The sequence below is a fragment of the Halobellus sp. LT62 genome, assembly GCF_037031285.1.
Taxonomy (GTDB): domain Archaea; phylum Halobacteriota; class Halobacteria; order Halobacteriales; family Haloferacaceae; genus Haloquadratum; species Haloquadratum salinisoli.
Genome location: NZ_JAYEZO010000002.1, coordinates 869,514 through 885,754, shown reverse-complemented (window position 1 = coordinate 885,754; position 16,241 = coordinate 869,514). Strand labels below are relative to the sequence as shown.

At 66.8% G+C, this 16,241-nt stretch carries 16 protein-coding genes; 7 read left to right on the top strand and 9 right to left on the bottom strand.

The annotated features are described in order from the left end of the window. Positions 1-15: 15 nt before the first annotated feature. The 4 genes from U5919_RS13790 to U5919_RS13775 all read right to left on the bottom strand — a co-directional run bounded on the left by U5919_RS13790 (position 16) and on the right by U5919_RS13775 (position 4,148). Complete coding sequence (locus U5919_RS13790) at positions 16-285, bottom strand: ubiquitin-like small modifier protein 1 (RefSeq protein WP_336025012.1); 270 nt, start codon at positions 283-285, stop codon at positions 16-18. Positions 286-316: 31 nt separating this feature from the next. Beyond that, on the bottom strand, positions 317-1,591 hold the full coding sequence (locus U5919_RS13785; protein WP_336025011.1) for a TrkA C-terminal domain-containing protein: 1,275 nt from the start codon (positions 1,589-1,591) through the stop codon (positions 317-319). Further along, a complete protein-coding gene (locus U5919_RS13780; protein ID WP_336025010.1) occupies positions 1,588-2,841 on the bottom strand; it encodes a potassium channel family protein in 1,254 nt (417 codons plus the stop codon). Before U5919_RS13780 ends, U5919_RS13785 begins: the two co-directional genes overlap by 4 nt. 365 nt (positions 2,842-3,206) lie before the next feature. Next, entirely contained in the window at positions 3,207-4,148 is a 942-nt protein-coding gene (locus tag U5919_RS13775) for a halo transducer protein (protein ID WP_336025009.1), read from the bottom strand. Between the two features lie 187 nt (positions 4,149-4,335). On the opposite strand from U5919_RS13775, the gene U5919_RS13770 reads away from it, so the two are divergent. From U5919_RS13770 to U5919_RS13745, 6 genes are all read left to right on the top strand, one after another. After that, positions 4,336-5,544 (top strand): PstS family phosphate ABC transporter substrate-binding protein, encoded by a 1,209-nt coding sequence (locus U5919_RS13770; RefSeq protein ID WP_336025008.1) that lies wholly within the window; start codon positions 4,336-4,338, stop codon positions 5,542-5,544. Between the two features lie 69 nt (positions 5,545-5,613). Continuing rightward, positions 5,614-6,756, top strand: coding sequence for a phosphate ABC transporter permease subunit PstC (pstC, locus tag U5919_RS13765; RefSeq protein ID WP_336025007.1), 1,143 nt, complete (start codon positions 5,614-5,616; stop codon positions 6,754-6,756). Beyond that, positions 6,756-8,390, top strand: a complete 1,635-nt coding sequence (gene pstA / locus U5919_RS13760) for a phosphate ABC transporter permease PstA (protein ID WP_336025006.1) — start codon at positions 6,756-6,758, stop codon at positions 8,388-8,390. The genes pstC and pstA overlap by 1 nt, the downstream gene beginning before the upstream one ends. Continuing rightward, a complete protein-coding gene (gene pstB / locus U5919_RS13755) occupies positions 8,383-9,300 on the top strand; it encodes a phosphate ABC transporter ATP-binding protein PstB (protein ID WP_336025005.1) in 918 nt (305 codons plus the stop codon). Before pstA ends, pstB begins: the two co-directional genes overlap by 8 nt. 69 nt (positions 9,301-9,369) lie before the next feature. Further along, positions 9,370-10,437 carry an AbrB/MazE/SpoVT family DNA-binding domain-containing protein gene (locus U5919_RS13750; protein ID WP_336025004.1) on the top strand — a complete coding sequence of 356 codons (1,068 nt, stop codon included), beginning with the start codon at positions 9,370-9,372 and terminating at the stop codon, positions 10,435-10,437. Between the two features lie 61 nt (positions 10,438-10,498). Then, the gene (locus U5919_RS13745; protein ID WP_336025003.1) at positions 10,499-11,812 is read left to right on the top strand and encodes an NAD-binding protein; all 1,314 of its coding nucleotides are present in this window, start codon (positions 10,499-10,501) and stop codon (positions 11,810-11,812) included. A gap of 28 nt (positions 11,813-11,840) precedes the next feature. On the opposite strand, the gene U5919_RS13740 is transcribed toward U5919_RS13745, so the two are convergent. The 4 genes from U5919_RS13740 to U5919_RS13725 all read right to left on the bottom strand — a co-directional run bounded on the left by U5919_RS13740 (position 11,841) and on the right by U5919_RS13725 (position 15,159). Next, the gene (locus tag U5919_RS13740; RefSeq protein WP_336025002.1) at positions 11,841-12,569 is read right to left on the bottom strand and encodes a guanosine phosphorylase; all 729 of its coding nucleotides are present in this window, start codon (positions 12,567-12,569) and stop codon (positions 11,841-11,843) included. A 72-nt stretch (positions 12,570-12,641) separates the two neighbouring features. After that, the gene (locus U5919_RS13735) at positions 12,642-13,121 is read right to left on the bottom strand and encodes a hypothetical protein (protein WP_336025595.1); all 480 of its coding nucleotides are present in this window, start codon (positions 13,119-13,121) and stop codon (positions 12,642-12,644) included. Between the two features lie 253 nt (positions 13,122-13,374). After that, positions 13,375-14,238: an ATP-dependent ribose-1-phosphate kinase gene (locus U5919_RS13730; protein ID WP_336025001.1), complete on the bottom strand. Its 864-nt coding sequence runs from the start codon at positions 14,236-14,238 to the stop codon at positions 13,375-13,377. A gap of 69 nt (positions 14,239-14,307) precedes the next feature. Continuing rightward, the gene (locus U5919_RS13725) at positions 14,308-15,159 is read right to left on the bottom strand and encodes a DUF63 family protein (protein ID WP_336025000.1); all 852 of its coding nucleotides are present in this window, start codon (positions 15,157-15,159) and stop codon (positions 14,308-14,310) included. Positions 15,160-15,301: 142 nt separating this feature from the next. Between U5919_RS13725 and deoC the strand changes: the two genes are divergently transcribed. Continuing rightward, entirely contained in the window at positions 15,302-15,943 is a 642-nt protein-coding gene (deoC, locus tag U5919_RS13720) for a deoxyribose-phosphate aldolase (protein ID WP_336024999.1), read from the top strand. A 13-nt stretch (positions 15,944-15,956) separates the two neighbouring features. On the opposite strand, the gene U5919_RS13715 is transcribed toward deoC, so the two are convergent. Further along, on the bottom strand, positions 15,957-16,127 hold the full coding sequence (locus U5919_RS13715; protein ID WP_336024998.1) for a DUF5786 family protein: 171 nt from the start codon (positions 16,125-16,127) through the stop codon (positions 15,957-15,959). Positions 16,128-16,241: the final 114 nt, after the last annotated feature.

The following is a 16,241-nucleotide window of genomic DNA, read 5'->3' as shown; positions in this document are numbered from 1 at the left end:
CGAGACCGAGACCCCCTATCCGCCCGTGACCGGCGGGAACATCGCGAGTTCGTCGCCGTCTTCGAGCGGCGAATCGAGCGAGGCCGGGGTCCCGTTCTGCATCAGGTTCACGTCGTCGGCGAGCGCGTCACCGTCTCTCACCCGATCGCCGAGCCCGCTGTACTCCGCGATTAGCGCGTCCAGCGCGTCTCCGACGGTGCCGTCGGCGTCGACGGAGACCGTGTGTTCTCGTCCGCCCGTGATCTCTGCGAGGTCGGCAAAGAGCCGCCACGTGACCGTGTGCATACCTCCCCTCGCGCCCCGGGCGAGTTGAGCGTTACGCCGTCGGGTCGTCGGCCGGGGCGGATTCCATCATCCCGGACTCGTCACCGACCGGGCTCGCGGTCGCGCGTCGAGTGACCTCGCGGAGTCGTTCGGGGCGGGCGACGACGTAGAGTGCATCGCCGGCGGCCAGTTCCCGGCTTCGGGGCGGGATCGCCTCGATGGCTCCGGCGGCACCGTGGACGGCGACGACCGTCGCGTCGACGGAGCCGAGCGTCGCCCCGTCGAGGTCGCTTCCGGCGTCGACGGTGACGACGTCCATCGTCTCGTCGGCCGCGCGCAGCAGCGCGGTGAACTCCCGCTCGGCTCCGGGGTCCGTCGGCAGCGTGACGAGTCGATAGGGCTCGTCGGGATCGACGGCGGCGGCGTCCGCCTCGTCGAGAATCACGGTGGCCACGTCGTCGGTCGCCGCGCGGAGTTCGCCGCCCGCGACGCGGGTCGCCGTCTCGGTCCCGTCGGCGTTCTCGGTCCGCCGCCACAGTTGGACCGCGTCGCCGGCGGACGCGCCCGCGCCGGGATCGGCGTGGACCGCGACGGCGGCGAACCCGGGCGCGAGGGTCGTCCCGAGTCCCGCTGCGCGCCGTCCGAGCCCGAGGGTCCTCACGGTGCCGTCGTCGTCGAGTTCGAGGTAGACGTAGCCGACGCCGTAGTCCTCTTTGATCCGCGTGACGACGCGGTCTCTGAGGTCCTCGCCGCGGAGCCTCCGGGGCACGAGCAACGTCTTGCCCGCGATGTCGGCTTTCGTCGCCGACGGGACCGGCTCGAATCCTTCGATGTCGTCGATGTCGTTGGCTTCTGCGGGGAGTTCGACGGGGCGAACGCGACCGACGTTGCTGACGAGTCGACTGACTTCGGTGTCGAGTTCGCGCGCGCCGGCGATGGCGAAGGCGCTCGTCGCGATTCGGTCGCCGACGGCGCGGCCGGCGGGCGAGACGGCGATCGCCGCGCCGAGGGTCGCGGCGTTGATGAGGACGGTCATCGGGTCGAAGATGTCTCCCGAGTTCGAGCCGACCGCCTGCTGGAACAGCCCGACCGCGTTGAGATACAACGCCACCCCGGACGCGCCGACGAGCGTCGCGAGCCACGCGGGGATCTCCTCGCGGGTGTACCACCGATAGACGATCGCTGCGAGCGCTGCGAGGATCGCAGCGGTCGCCGCGAGCCCGACTACCTGCGTCACCGCACCGACGACTGTCGGATCGTCCGCGAACGCGGAGCCGACCTGAAGCGCCGAGGTGGCCGCTGAGACGCCCAACATCGCGTCGCTCACGCCACCACCTCCCCGAAGGCGTCGAGGTCACCTCTGCCGCCCACGACGAGGAGGTCGTCGCCGGCACTGATCGACTGCGCGCCGCGCGGGACGATCGCCCACGACCCGTTGCTCCGGATCGCGAGGACGACCACGCCGTGTTGGTCGCGAACGGCCGCGTCGCCAAGCGTGGCCCCCGCGAGTTCGCTGTCGGTGCCGACGGTGAGCCGGCGGAACCGCTTTCCGGTTCGGCGAAGCAGCCCGACCAGCTCGAACTCGCGCCTGCTGCCGCGGGATTCGACGAGCAGGCGGACGTCGTCCGCGCCGACAAGCGCCTGTGCGGGCTGACGGGAGAGCGCGAGCGTGGCCCGCGTGCGCCCGCCCGCCGCCCGCTGGACCGTCGCGTCCGCACTCGTGTCGTCATCGGAGGTGGTCTCGTCGCCACCGTCGGGTGCGGCCGTCGGCTGATCGTCCTCGCTCGCGGCCGACGACGTGGATTCCTCTTCGACGTCGACGACGCCGAGTAGGCGGGCGTCGAACCGCTCGCCGTCGCCGAAGACGGTCACCTCGTCGCCGCGCGCCGCGCCGGTCGGCACCAGCGCGTCGACGGAGACCGCCCGCTCGCCGGTGCGGAGGTGTTTCGAGAGGCCGCTCGTCGGCGGGGCCGCGGCGACCGTCGCGCGGGCCCGTTCGTCGAGCGTCACCGAGACTTCGAGGAGGTCGTACTCGGTCCTGAGTGCGGTCTCGACTCGCGATTCCAGTTCGACGAGCGGAAGGTCCGCGGGAAACGTCCACGTTTCCTCGCGGATCGACTCCCGAAGCGCCGCGGGGAGCGGCGGGTAGCCCTCGATGTCGCTGATCTCGCCGACGACGGTGATTTCGACCTGTCCGCGGCCGCCGACCAGTTCGATCACGTCCGCCGAGAGCGTCCGCTTCGTGAGCTCCCGGAGGCTGAGTCGCTTCGGGAGCGACTCGCCCATCTTATCGCCCTGTCCGTGGGCGTACAGCGTACCCATCAATACGACGATGAGGGCAATCGTGAGCCGCAATTGGTTGACAGAGCCGGTGAGCGAGGGATCCGCGAGCGCGAGCAGACCGCCGTTGAGCCCGGCGATAGTGACGCCGAGCGCGACGACCCCGAGCCCCGGGATGGTGATCCCGGTGAAGTACTTGAATCCGAAGCCGAGTAGCCACGCGATGAGCGCCGGAACGAGCCCTGTCAACACGCCGAGATAGAGACCGTAGAGGATTTCGACGGGTAACGATGCCATCGACGGCTACTCTCGCGCGGCGGGTAAACACCTGTCGCTGTGTGAGGGCGAAGAACGCGCGCGGTGAGTTCGCGCTGTGGGACGTCGTAGGCTATCTGAGAGCGGCCCGCGTTTTGCGCGTCGACGCAGCCGGTGTCGAGGCCAGTTTCCCACTCCGTATGGACGGGTTCGGCGAGCACTGCGTGTCCGAAGAACGTCCGCGGCGGGCCCTGATACCGCTCGAACCAGAAGGCCCGTCGTAGCCATTCTCCGAGGGGATTGACCGACAGTTCAGCGGCGACTCGATGGCCTGTGTGGCGAGCGGTCGAGTCGGGTCAACGCCGTGGACGACCAACGCGTCGTCCCACGAGAGCGCGAGAGGCACCTCACGGATACGGCTCAGCCAGTGCCCGAGCCCGTTCGAGTTCCGCGTACACCGTTCTCCACTCGATCGGTGGCTCGATACCGTCGACCGCGCGTTCGAAGGCCGCGATCCGTTCACGGTGTGTCTCCCGCCACCCGGTGTCGCCGGCTTTCTCGAGCGTCGATCGAACGGTGACGGCGCGCGATTCCAACTCGTCCAAGCGGTCCTCGAACGCGGCATCCCAGCCGTCGTCGACATCGTCGCGTGCGGCCATCACGCGGAGCTCGTCAAGCTCGGCGCGGAAGTCCGAAACGAACACCGGCACCAGTTCGATCCGGAGGGACGCCGCGACCCACGTTTCTTCGTCGAGGTCTTCGGTGGCCGCTCGCGCCGAGTCGAGCGCGTCGGCGACGACGTCGACGTCCTCCTCGAACGCGCGCCGTCTGCGTTCGTGCGAGCCGAGCCACGCCTCGAAGTCTTCGAGGTCGAACTGGAGTTCGTCGGCGGTTCGTTGGACGTCGTCCGCGCACGAGGCGATCTGCCGGAGGGTACTGACCGCCTCGTACACCGTGTCAGGATCGTCATCGGGATTGGAGACGTGCTGGAGTTCCGCACCGAGCTCGGGCACACGCGTCTCGATGTCGTCGAGGGTGGTCTCGTACCGATCGAATCGGTCGGCGACGACGTCGAGATCACCCACGGCAGCACTGGCGCTCCGAGCGCTTTCGAAGGCACTCCGCGCCAGTTCAGCACGCGTCTCAGCCGTTGCGATGCGCTTCGAGACGTCCGATACCGTCGCGTCGATTTCCTCGCGGGTCACCCGATCGTCCGTGGTGACGTGGGCGAGCACCGAGCGCACCTCGTCGCAGTCGCGCGTCGCGTCCGCGGCGAGGATCCGCTCAACCGCCGTCTCGGTCGAGAGCCCGATCACGCCGTTTGCATCGTCCGTTCGATCCGGGACCATTACGTCGGCGCTAGCGCCCGGCACGTATATTTTCTGCCGTTCAAGTATACTGTGTGCTATATAGTGCTAATAGCTGACTAATTCCACTCTGGTCGGTATTGTTCCCCCAGAACCGTACGTACCGAACCGGAGCACCGTAGATCCCTATTATAAACCGCTTTTGTACACAACGCGGACGGTTCAGTTGATGTCGGGAGACTCAGAGCGTTTCGGTGACCACGTATCACGTCGGGAGTTCCTCGTTGCGAGCGGGGCCGTCGGTGCCGCTGGCCTCGCCGGCTGTTCCTCGCAATCGGGCTCGAACACGGAGAGCGCTGGCGACAGCGGCGGAGGCTCGTCGGGCGACTCCCAAGCACAGTCCAATTCCGGATCCGGTTCCTCGGGTGGCAGTGGCGGTTCGTCGCTTCTCAACGCGGAGGGTTCCTCAACGGTCTACCCGATCTCGAACAAGGGCAGTTCCTACTGGAACTCGAACGCGCCGCCGAGCGACGGCGAGTACTGGGGCTCGAACGACGAGAGTACCGTGCCCGGTTGGGAGGAACTCGGCGAGCCGGATATGATGATCGCGGACTACTTCGCGAGCCTAGCCGGGTTCGAGCCGACCGAACAGCGCTCGGAACCACCGTTCCCGACGACAGTCGGCCTCTCGCACTCGGGGACCGGCTGTGAGGCCGTCGTCGACGGACTCGTCGATATCGGCAACTCCTCGGGGCCGATCACGGCCGAACTCGACTGGAGCGAGGAGCGCCGCGACGAGGAAGTCGTCGACCACGTCGTCGGCCGCGACGGGCAGCCGGTCGTCGTCAGCGGCGACGTCTCGGATGCCGGGGTCACTCAGCTCACCGGCGAGCAGGTCCGGATGATCTTCCAAGGCGAGGTCGACAACTGGAGCGAACTCGACGGCATCGACTACGACCAAGAGCTGTTCGTGATCGGCCGCGCCGAGGGCTCCGGAACCGACACCGCGTTCCGGCTCAATATGCTCGGCGACGCCGACGCGCCGATGGACGTCGACACCCGCCAAGGACAGAACCAACAGGTCGCCCAGCTCGTCTCGCAGAACGACGGTGCCATCGCGTACATGGCGCTCGCGTTCACGAGCGATCAGGTCCAGCCCATCGGGATCGATTTCGAGGGAACGCTCTACGAGCCCGACCGCGACGCGGAGAACACCATCTTCGACAGCGAATATCCCCTCAACCGTGACCTCCACATGTACACGAAAATCACGGAGGACACGCCGAGTGGGACGGATCAGCGTGAGGCCGCGTTTATGAATATGTTCCTGACCGAATTCGGACAGACACTGTTCGTCGAGGACGTCAACTACATCCCCCTCCCGACCGCGGACATCGAAGCCGAGCGCGAGAAACTGAGCGACTGGATCGACTACTGAGACCGGACGGTTCGGTAGTCAGACCGCCGTGCGTGACCCAGCACGCGGTCGGCCATATTTGTTCACCAAATGTCATTCATTCAAGATTTCATACGAAGGGGGCGATCGGAGATTCGAGAGGCCATACGACGCCGCACTCGGCGGGCGCACGACTTCGTCGACGAGACCGAACCCGAGGCGCTCGCGGTCGTGACGATCGTCTCCGTCTCACTGATCGCCGCGCTCGCGGGGTTTCTGCTCGTTTCGGCGCTGACCGCCGTGCCGATCGCGACCTTCCTCGTCGCCGTCACGTACGGATGGATCCGCCACCAAGAGGTAACGGCGCGTATCCTGACACTGACGACGACGGTCTCGACGCTGCTGATCTTGGGACTCATCATCGTGTTCATCTTTATGGAGTCGATCCCGGTCATCCGCTACGAGAGCGCGACCGTGTTCGGCGTGACCGTGCCGGGACTCCGGATGTTCGTCGAGACGCGCTGGGACGCCGTCAGCGACCCCGTCCGGTTCTCGATGGTACCGATGATTCACGGGACGGTGATGGTGACCCTTATCGCGACTGCGGTGGCCGCACCGCTCGGAGTCTCCGCGGCGCTGTTTCTCTCCGAAATCGCTCCGGCACCTGTCCGAGAGATTGTCAAACCCGGCGTCGAGATCCTCGCGGGCATCCCCTCGATCGTGTACGGGTTCATCGGGTTCACTATTCTGAGCCCGTGGGCCTCCGCCCAGTTCCGACTCACCGGTCAGGGGACCTACCTCTTCGTCGGCGTGGTCGTCGGCTTGATGGCGCTACCGACGGTCGTCTCCGTCGCGGAGGACGCGCTTTCGAGCGTGCCCGAGTCGATTAAGAGCGGTTCGCTCGCGGTCGGGACGACCGACTGGCAGACGATGACGTCGATCACGCTGCCGGCGGCCTTTTCTGGCGTCTCCGCCGCGGTGCTGCTCGGCGTGGGTCGTGCCATCGGCGAGACGATGGCTGCGACGGTGATGTTGAAGGGAGTCCCGCGGCTCACCGAGCCGCTGTACAACGTCTTTTACGGCCAAGAAACCCTCACGTCGATCATCGCCCGCAACTACGGCGACGCCGACGGGCTGCAGATGGACGCGCTGTTCGTCGCCGGCGTCATCCTCTTCGTTACTGTCCTGTTCATCTCCATCGGATCGCAGTACGTCGAGTGGCGGATGAAGCGGCAGTTCGGAGGTGACATCTGATGGCCGGCGCGACGCGATCAGCGCTCGTCAACCGAAAGACGTCCGGCGCAGAGTTCGCGGCCGCGGCGGCGATAGGGCTCTCGACGATCCTGTTCGTCCTGTCTATCGCCTCGCTCGCCGAACAGTTGTCGATCACCGGGTCGGTCGTCGGGGTGCCGACGGTGACGCTGCTCGGCGGAGCCCTCGTCCTCCTCGGCGGCGCTGTGGCCGCCTTCGGCGTGGGCTCGCGCTTGGGGTACGTCGGCACCAACCCGGACAGAAGTGCCGGCCTCGTTGCCGCCGTCGCCGCCGGAACCCCGTGGGCTGTCATCGGCGGCGGAGTCGCTTCGGGGCTGCTCGGGGTGGGGACCGTCCTCGCGCTCGTCGCCGGTCTTCTGACGGGTGGCGTCGTGTCCGCAGCGACGGCGTTCTCGCGGGAGGACATCGGATCGACCGTCCCGATCGGCGCGCTCTCGATCGTCACGGGCCTCCTATTTCTGACGAGTGCCCTCGGCCCCGAGTGGGTGTGGAACCTCGGCTGGGAACAGACCGCGTCGCTGACCGCCGAGTTCGTCATTCCGCTCGCGACGCTTCTCAACGCGATGTACGCGGGCTGGGCGGCGTCGAAAGCGTATGGTGGATTCGGTGCCCGCGGCCGACACGTGGGGGCGTACGTGCTCGTCTACCTGAACGCGCTCTCCATCGTGGCCTTCCTGTTCGTCCTCGTGGCGTTTACCGTCGTGCGGGGCATCCCGGGACTTCTCAACGGTGCGGAGTTCGGGTTAGGCGTCGGTCCCGCGACGACGATCGAACTGGGCGGATTCGGCTTCACGTTCGTCTGGCCGTTCTCCGTGCCGTTCGTGATGAACGGCGTCGCGCTACTGAACGACTTCCAAGGCGTCCTGCCCGCGATCGTCGGGACGATCTGGCTGGTCGTCGGCGCGGTCCTGTTCGCGGTGCCGCTCGGCATCGGCGCGGCGATCTTCCTGACGGAGTACGCCGAACAGGGGCCGTTCACCCAGATCGTCGAAATTGCGACGAACGGGCTCTGGAGCACCCCCAGTATCGTCTTCGGGCTCTTCGGCTTCGCGTTCCTCATTCCCCGGTTCGGCAACAGCAAGTCGCTGCTCGCGGGGATGCTGACGCTCGGGTTTATGCTGCTCCCGTTGGTCCTCATCACGAGCCGCGAGGCGATGATCTCCGTCCCCGACGAATACCGCGACGCCAGCGCGGCTCTGGGCGTCTCGAAGTGGCAGACGATTCGGAGCGTCGTGCTGCCCGCCGCGCTCCCCGGTGTCGTGACGGGGGTGATCCTCGGCGTCGGTCGGATCGCGGGCGAGACAGCGCCCATCCTGTTGACGATGGCAGGCGGGACGTTCGTTCCCGGGAGTCAGACGGCCGACGTGATCGGCAGCTTCGAGTTCATCGCGTCGCCGCCGTTCGTGACGAACCCGGAACTGCTCCAAGCGACATCAGCGCTCCCGTACCAACTGTTCGCGCTCATCACCGCGGGGGTGGGCCTCGGCGACAACGTCGCCAACCCCGAGGAGTTCCGGTGGGCGACGGCGCTGGTCCTCCTCGCCGTGGTGCTGTCGTTCTACGCGGTCGGAATCGCGACGCGATACTACTTCCGGAGGAAACTGAGCTATGAGTGAAATCGAACCTACACAGACCCAACAAGGTCAGTCGACGGCGAGCCGAACGTTACAGACGACGAGCGGCGAATCGGACGAGCAACTGCGCGAGGCGTGGACCGATTACACGTTCGAGGACGACGCGAAACTCGCCGTGGAGGGACTCGATGTCCACTACGGCGACGACCACGCGCTCAAGGACGTCTCGATGGAGATCCCCGAGAAGAGCGTCACGGCGCTCATCGGGCCGTCGGGGTGCGGGAAGTCGACGTTCCTCCGCTGTCTCAATCGGATGAACGACCGGATCTCGTCCGCGCGGGTCGACGGCTCGGTCCGACTCGACGGCTCCGAGATCTATCAGGACGGCGTCGACCTCGTGGAACTGCGAAAGCGCGTCGGGATGGTGTTCCAGTCGCCGAACCCGTTCCCGAAGTCGGTCCGAGACAACATCTCATACGGGCCGCGAAAACACGGTGAAATCGACACCGGGCTGATCGCGCAACTGTTCGGCCGCAGCGACGAGGAGCAAGAGGATCGGCTGGTCGAACAATCTCTCAGACAGGCCGCGCTCTGGGACGAGGTCAACGATCGGCTCGACGACAACGCGCTCGGGCTCTCGGGCGGTCAGCAACAGCGACTCTGTATCGCTCGCGCGCTCGCGACCGACCCCGAGGTGCTTCTGATGGACGAGCCCGCGTCGGCGCTAGATCCGATCGCGACCTCGAAGATCGAAGCGCTCATCCACGAACTCGCACGCGACTACACGGTCGTCATCGTGACCCACAATATGCAGCAGGCCGAGCGGATCTCCGATCAGACCGCGGTGTTTCTCACCGGGGGCAAGCTCGTCGAGTACGGCGATACCGGGCAGATCTTCGACGACCCCCGGAGTCAGCGCGTCCACGATTACATCAGCGGAAAGTTCGGCTGAGACCGACAGGCGGCGGAAATCCGGCGCATCGCGCGGAGCAGTCACTGACGTCGAAAGCGGACGAAACTGATGGAGACACGGAAGATACAGCGGGTCAGCCACGGCACGTACACGGTGTCGCTTCCGCGTGAATGGGCGACCGAGCAGGATCTCACCGCGGGCGATGTCGTCAATATTCACCCCAGTCTCGACGGCGCGCTCGTCGTCCAACCGGCCGAGGACGAACTCGCCCGGATCGAGATGCGAGTCAGTGAGGAAACGCCAAGGCAGCTCACGCGACTCCTCAGGGCGGCGTACGCGGTCGGGGTACTCGAGGTCGACCTGCGAACCGAAGAACTGGCAACCGAACAGCAGGCCGCAATTCGGTCGACGGTTCGGACGCTCTCCGGGGTGACGATCGCAGAGGAGTCGCCGTCGCACGTCACCGTCCGCAACGTGCTGGACTCCGAGCAGATCTCGATCCGACAGTCGGTTCGTCACCTCCAGTCCGTCGCGCTGTCGCAACACCGCGAGGCCACAGCGACGTTGTGCGACCCCGCCGTCGAGACACGGCCCGCCGCGGGGAACGGCCATCGGACCCACCTGTCGGCGATGGTCGAACGGTACTTTGTCCGGAGCCTCTCGCGTCTCGACGAGGTCGACAGGCTCGGTGAAGCTCGATCGGACCTGTTCTGCTTCTACCGGCTCGCCGACGAATTCACGCGGATTGAATCCTGTGCGGACCGGATCGCGACTGTCGCGACCGCCGACGAAAACGGCTGTCTCGACGGCCACGATAACGAGACGCCGGCCGAGATTGAAGCGATCGCCGGGGACACGCGCCAAGCGGTTGAAACCGCCGCAGACGCCGTCTTCGATCCCGATCTGACGGCCATCTGGTCGGTCTTCGACGTTCGCGAATCAGTGGATACTGAACTCGACGAACTCGAACGTCGACTGTTCGAGTCTCCGGATGTCGACTACCGGGCGGGGCGAGTCATCGCCGCGCTCCGTGGGTCCGCAGACGTGGCGACCTCGATCGCCGAGCTCGCGTTACGGCGGGGGATCCGCCTCGGGGCCCTCGACTCCGGATCCGTCGGTGACGAGACTTCCACGAATACCGACTGGTCTCCCGCCGCTCCCAACACGGAGGACTGACACATTCGGTGCGGGAGAGCCAGTGCGAGATTATTAAGTCGATGACGCGGGAGAAAGTGGTATGGCGATCTCGCGGGACTGGATCGGAGCGCGCGCGTCGGTCGTGTTGACGCTCCTCGTCGGCGTGCTGTCGGTGGTGACCGGCATCGCCAACATCGGCGTCGGCGTCGACAGCGCGGACTTCCAGCTGTTCGGGGTGCTCATCCCCGGCGTCGTTCGACAGATCACCGCGTTCACCGGGACGCTGACGGGGTTCGTCCTGCTCCTGTTCGCGTTCGGTCTCCAGCGACGCCTGCGCGCGGCGTGGTACGGAGCTTTGGTGCTGTTCCCGGTCACCGCGGCGCAGGGCGTGTTACAGTCCTCACAGCTGTCGTTCCCGCTTATCGCGCTCTCTGCGCTCTCGCTCGTGATCGTCGGCGTGAACGTCCGCGCGTTCGATCGCGACATCTCGCTGACGACGTCACAGATCGCCTCTCTGGCGGCGCTCGCCGGCGCGCAGGCGTACGGCACGGTCGGCGCGTTCACGCTGCGCGAGGAGTTCGGCGGCAGCATCAACACGCTCTTGGACGCGTTCTACTTCTCGCTCGTGACCGGTAGCACCGTCGGCTACGGCGACATCACTCCGGAATCGGCGGTCGGCAAGCTGTTCGCGCTGTCGGTGCTCTTGGTGACGGTGTCGTCGTTCGCGGTCGTCCTCGGGGTTGTGTTCACGCCACTCATCGAAGCGCGGTTTTCAAAGGCACTCGGACGTATGACAGAGGAACAACTCGACGTACTGGAGAACCACGTCCTCGTACTCGGCTTCGGGGACCTGACGGAACCGATTCTCGAAGAACTCACAGCGAAGGCTGACATACTCGTCGTCGTCGACGACGAGGAGCGCGCGAGGCGACTCACAGAACGGGGCTACACCGTCCTCACCGACGATCCGAGCGACGAGGAGGCACAGCGCCGCGGAAAGGTCGACCTCGCCCAAGCCGTCGTCGCCGCGACCAACAACGACGCGGAGGACGCGCTGACGATCCTGACGGCCAGACAGCTCAATCCCGACGTCACGATCGTCGCGGCGGCGACGCAAAGAGAGAACATTAACAAGCTGAAACGGGCCGGAGCGGACACCGTCATCAGCCCGGCGACGCTCGGCGCGCACTTCTTGGCCGAGTCCGCCCTCGGTGGCGAGGGTGCGGAGGCGCTCGAAGCCCGGTTGCTCGGCGAGGACGGCGATACCGATATGGAGGCCGCTGTGGCGGCGGTCGAGGAGATCGAAGAGGCGGAGAAACGCGAAGACGGCGGTAGAGAGAACGATTTCGAGTTCGAGCCCGACCGCGACGAATCGGAGCACGATCGCGACGACTCCGAGCACAGACGCGGCTGAGAGGAGATACCGAGTCGCAGCGGGACCGTTACGCCAGCTCGACGACGGCGTCGAGCGTCAGCGCGATCGCGCGCTCGACGTTGTCCTTCGCCTTCTCGGGTAGTTCGTCGTCGGAGTCCGCACCCTTCTGCGTCCCCTCGACGAGGTTGCCGTCGACGGTGCAGATCGCACCGGCGGCGAGGCCCTTCCGCCGCGCGAGCGAGAAGACGGCCGCGGCCTCCATCTCGATCGCCAGCAGGTTCGCCGCCTCCCACTCCTCGACGTAGGCGTCGCTCTCGTTGTAGAACGCGTCGTCGGAAACGATGGGGCCGACGTGGACGTCTTCGCCGTTTTCTTCCGTCGAATCGACGAGCGCCGAGAGCACGTCGTAGTCCGGAACCGCCGGAATCACGCTGTCCTCGTAGCGCTTCGAGGTCCCCTCTTCTTTCGCCGCGCCGGTCGCAACGACCATATCGCCGATCTCGATGCCGCGCTGGAGCGCCCCCGTGGTACCGACGCGGATCACGGTCTCGACGCCGACGCGGGAGAGTTCCTCGACGGCGATGGCCGCGGAGGGACAGCCGATGCCGGTCGAGCAGATCGTGAGGGGAACGCCTTCGTAGGTCGCGTTCACGATCTTGTACTCGCGGTTCTGCGAGACGGTCTCGGCGTCTTCGCATTGGGCGGCGATGCGATCAACGCGGCCCGGGTCTCCCGGGATGAGTGCGATGTCGTGGACGTCGCCCGATTCGACGAGCAGATGCGGCTGTTTCGCCATATCGGGTCCTCACGCGAAGCGGTGAAAAACGACGCGGTCAGCGTCCGGAACGGAGTCGACCGGACGCGGCTCTCAGACGACGCTCGCGAACGCCGGAACGGTCACGCCGAGGACGACGCCGAAGACGACCGCAGAGCGCAGCCACTGCCCGCGGACGGCGGTCGCGCGCTCCTCGTAGATGCCGCGACCCGCGCGCGGCAGCACCACGTGCGCGAAGAAGGCGTAGACGAACGCCGAGACGCCGATTGTCGCCACCAGATGACCGATCGCGACGATCCCTCCGATTGCGCTGACGCCCGGCGCGAGAGCGGTGAAACCGAGGTACACGAGCGCGTACAACCCGCCGGCGAGCGCGCCGGTGAGGTGATGAACGACGAGCGCCTCGGCGAACGATATTTCTCTCGGCGACGCTCGGCGGAGGAGTCCGGCGGCGACGTACGCGGGGGTGAACCCGTCTTCCTGTCGCGACATCGGGACGTCCATCACGAGAGCTCCGAGGAGGCCACAGCCGACGCAGGCGAGAACGAAAAGCGGCAGTTCACTGCGCGTCATCACAGGGAGCGCTCCGGTCGGTTCCGCGAGCGCGTGCCAGCGGCCCGTTCCGACGAGCGCGACGGCGGACGGCGAGACAGAGAACACGAACACGCACACCTCTGGCTGAACCGATAAAAACGCACCTATCGTAGGATTTGCAAGTCTTCACTCACGCGATCGCACGACTGCGTGCGATCGGCTGCGTAATCAGTTGCAAATCCTCCTATACTTCGGCAGCCTACAGTCAGAAATTCGACAGGATATTCGATACTCACTCGCCGAGGAAGGCGCGGATGCGATCCCACGCGAGCGACGTCCGCGCACCGGGCGCTTTCGAGACGAGCGCTCCGCAGGCGTTTGCGACCTCGAGCGCGCGGTGGTCGTCCGCGCCGCCGACGCGCGCGGCGATGAAGCCCGCGGCGAAGGCGTCGCCCGCCCCGGTCGTGTCGACGACGTCGATCGGATACCCGGGATGAGCGGTCCGTTCCCCGCCGCCGCGGACCTCCGCGCCGTCGGGGCCGTGTTTGAGGACGAGCGTCTGCTCGCGCAGGTCGAACGCGTCGAGCGCGAGCGCGGCCTCCCGGTCGTTCAAAAAGAGGTAATCGACCGACGTCAACGCCGGGCCGTAACCGCGTTCGTCGATCCGACGACCGGGATCGAAACTCACGGTGACGTTTTGTGCCCGAGCGCGCTCGGCGAGCCGGGCGGCCGTCTCGGGACGCTGGCTCGTCAGGTGAAGGTGATCCGCGGCCGCGAGCGTCTCTCCGGACAGATCCTCGGCCTCGAACGCCTCGTTGGCACCGGAGCAACCGAGAACCATTACCTCGCCCGACGGCTCGACGACGACGTACTTCGTCGTGGTTTCAGCCCCCGAGACGGAGACCACGTCCCCGACGTCGACGCCGCCGTCGACGAGTTCGTCGAGCGCGTTCCGCCCGTGCTCGTCGTCGCCGACGCTGCCCAAGAGCGACGCCTCGACGTCGAGATCCGCGAGGCCGGTCGCGACGTTCGCGGCGCTGCCACCGCCGCCGCAGCGTCGCTCGTCGACGTTCACCTCGCCGTCGGGATCCGGGAGGGCGGCGACGCGCAGGGTGACGTCCCAGTTCAGGTGGCCGGCGCAGACGACGCGAGACATATCTCGAATCGACGCGCGGGCGTCACAAAAGCGCTCGGTCGACGGCGCGTGGGGGCGAACCGCCTCGCCTCACGCCGGCGCACTGATCGTGAACAGCAGCGCGTTGTGCGTCGCCGGACCGAGGCCGACGGCCGCGACGAAGCCGAGAAGCAGCCGCGACTCCGTCGGATCCGACTCGACGAGATCGGCGAAGAGCCACACCACGAGCGACGCGACCGCGATTTTCACGAGCACGAACAGCCACCCCGCCCCCAAGACGGGTTCGGTCGGCAGCCCCGCCGCGAACTCGATGATGAGCCGCGAGAGTGGCGTGCGCTCACCGAAGCCGAGCAGGTCGATCCCGACGGCCGTCGTGACGCCGTCGAGGACGTGTGCGAGCACCGCGAACGCGCCGAGGTGCCCGGTCTTGCGTACCTCCGGAACGGCACGCGTGAGGCCGGCCCAGATCGCGCCGGTGAGGACGACTGCGACGACGACGCCCGCGGCGGGCAGCACCGGAGACAGCGTGCCTTGGGACGCGCCGATGACTAGGACGCTCGCAACAGCGACCGCAGCGAGGATTCCCCCGACGAGTCCGAGCGCGCGAGCGACGTCTTCGTGGTCGGGGGCTGCGCCCGAGGGCGGTTCGGACGCGAGGAACGCGTCCGCCGCGGTCCACGTCGCGACGGCGAGGACGGCCACCGAGACGTAAACGGCGGGCGTCCCCGCGAGCGGTCGGACGAGATCGGGGAGCGCGTTGGCGACGTAAAGGACGTGCAGCGCCGATCCGAGCACCATCCACGGCGCGAACGCGAGCACCACGGGCGTCGTGACCGCCGGGGCGCGGCGGTACGCTTCGCGGCCGACGACGGCCGACGCCGCGAGTAGGCTCACCAGATACGGCAGCGGCGGCAACGCGAACCCCTCGGGGAGAATCGCCATACGTCCGGATCAACGTCCGCTGGCCAAAAACACCTCCCCTTTTGCCGTGGCGGAGTTCGCTCGCCAACGAGCGCCGCAGCGCCTTCGAGACTCTCCGAATCGATCCCGTCGCTTTTTCTCGCTCGCTCCCGAGAGCACGTCTATGGACAGATCCGAGTTCGCCGCGCGCATCGACCACACGGTTCTCGGCCCGACGACGACGCTCGGGGACGTCGAGACGGTCCTCGACGAGGCCGACGCCTACGGGATGAACGCGTGCATCCCGCCGTGCTACGTCGCCGAGGCGGCCGAGTACGTACCCGACGTCACGCTCGCGACGGTCGTCGGCTTCCCGCACGGACAGCACTCGACGGCCGCAAAGCACGACGAGGCGGTCGACGCGTGGCAGAGCGGGGCCGACGAGCTGGATATGGTCATCAACGTCGGTCGACTGAAAGCCGGCGAGAACGAGCGCGTCAAAAGCGATATCGCGGAGGTCGTCGCCGCCGTCCCGATTCCGGTGAAAGTGATCATCGAGACGGCGCTGCTCGACGAGGCGGAGAAACACCGCGCCTGCGAGGCGGCAGTCGACGCCGGTGCCGATTTCGTGAAGACGTCGACGGGCTTCGCCGACGGCGGCGCGACCGTCGACGACGTGGAACTGATGGCCGAGTACCTACCGGTCAAGGCCAGCGGCGGCGTCGGCTCCTACGAGGAAGCGATAGCGATGTTCGAGGTCGGAGCCGTGCGGATCGGCGCGTCCTCGGGCGTCGACATCGTCGAGGGGTTCCCCGCCGACGAGTAGCGATACGCCCGATTCACTCCTCGCGCATCTCGCCGAGCCGATCGACGAGCGCGTCGGTCTCGACGTCGGAGTGGACGCTGACGTCGCCGTCGTGGTCGTGTTCGTGGACGTTGACGGTCTCGCCGTCGTCCTCTTCGGTGTTCTGTTCTTGCTGCTCGGATTCGTCGTAGCTCCCGAAGCCCATAGCCGGAATTTCGTTCGGTTACTGAAGAACCACACGAAGCGATCGAGCAGCGACCCGTGGGGACACGTCGCATAGGTTGTTGTCGGTGCCGACGCTTCGTCCGTATCGGAAGAC

Coding starts and splice junctions, on each gene's coding strand:
- U5919_RS13740 (WP_336025002.1), bottom strand. CDS start 12,569: ATGGCGAAACAGCCGCATCTGCTCGTCGAATCGGGCGACGTCCACGAC.
- pstA (WP_336025006.1), top strand. CDS start 6,756: ATGGCCGGCGCGACGCGATCAGCGCTCGTCAACCGAAAGACGTCCGGC.
- pstB (WP_336025005.1), top strand. CDS start 8,383: ATGAGTGAAATCGAACCTACACAGACCCAACAAGGTCAGTCGACGGCG.
- pstC (WP_336025007.1), top strand. CDS start 5,614: ATGTCATTCATTCAAGATTTCATACGAAGGGGGCGATCGGAGATTCGA.
- U5919_RS13715 (WP_336024998.1), bottom strand. CDS start 16,127: ATGGGCTTCGGGAGCTACGACGAATCCGAGCAGCAAGAACAGAACACC.
- U5919_RS13790 (WP_336025012.1), bottom strand. CDS start 285: ATGCACACGGTCACGTGGCGGCTCTTTGCCGACCTCGCAGAGATCACG.
- U5919_RS13780 (WP_336025010.1), bottom strand. CDS start 2,841: ATGGCATCGTTACCCGTCGAAATCCTCTACGGTCTCTATCTCGGCGTG.
- U5919_RS13725 (WP_336025000.1), bottom strand. CDS start 15,159: ATGGCGATTCTCCCCGAGGGGTTCGCGTTGCCGCCGCTGCCGTATCTG.
- U5919_RS13730 (WP_336025001.1), bottom strand. CDS start 14,238: ATGTCTCGCGTCGTCTGCGCCGGCCACCTGAACTGGGACGTCACCCTG.
- U5919_RS13735 (WP_336025595.1), bottom strand. CDS start 13,121: ATGACGCGCAGTGAACTGCCGCTTTTCGTTCTCGCCTGCGTCGGCTGT.
- deoC (WP_336024999.1), top strand. CDS start 15,302: ATGGACAGATCCGAGTTCGCCGCGCGCATCGACCACACGGTTCTCGGC.
- U5919_RS13775 (WP_336025009.1), bottom strand. CDS start 4,148: ATGGTCCCGGATCGAACGGACGATGCAAACGGCGTGATCGGGCTCTCG.
- U5919_RS13770 (WP_336025008.1), top strand. CDS start 4,336: ATGTCGGGAGACTCAGAGCGTTTCGGTGACCACGTATCACGTCGGGAG.
- U5919_RS13745 (WP_336025003.1), top strand. CDS start 10,499: ATGGCGATCTCGCGGGACTGGATCGGAGCGCGCGCGTCGGTCGTGTTG.
- U5919_RS13750 (WP_336025004.1), top strand. CDS start 9,370: ATGGAGACACGGAAGATACAGCGGGTCAGCCACGGCACGTACACGGTG.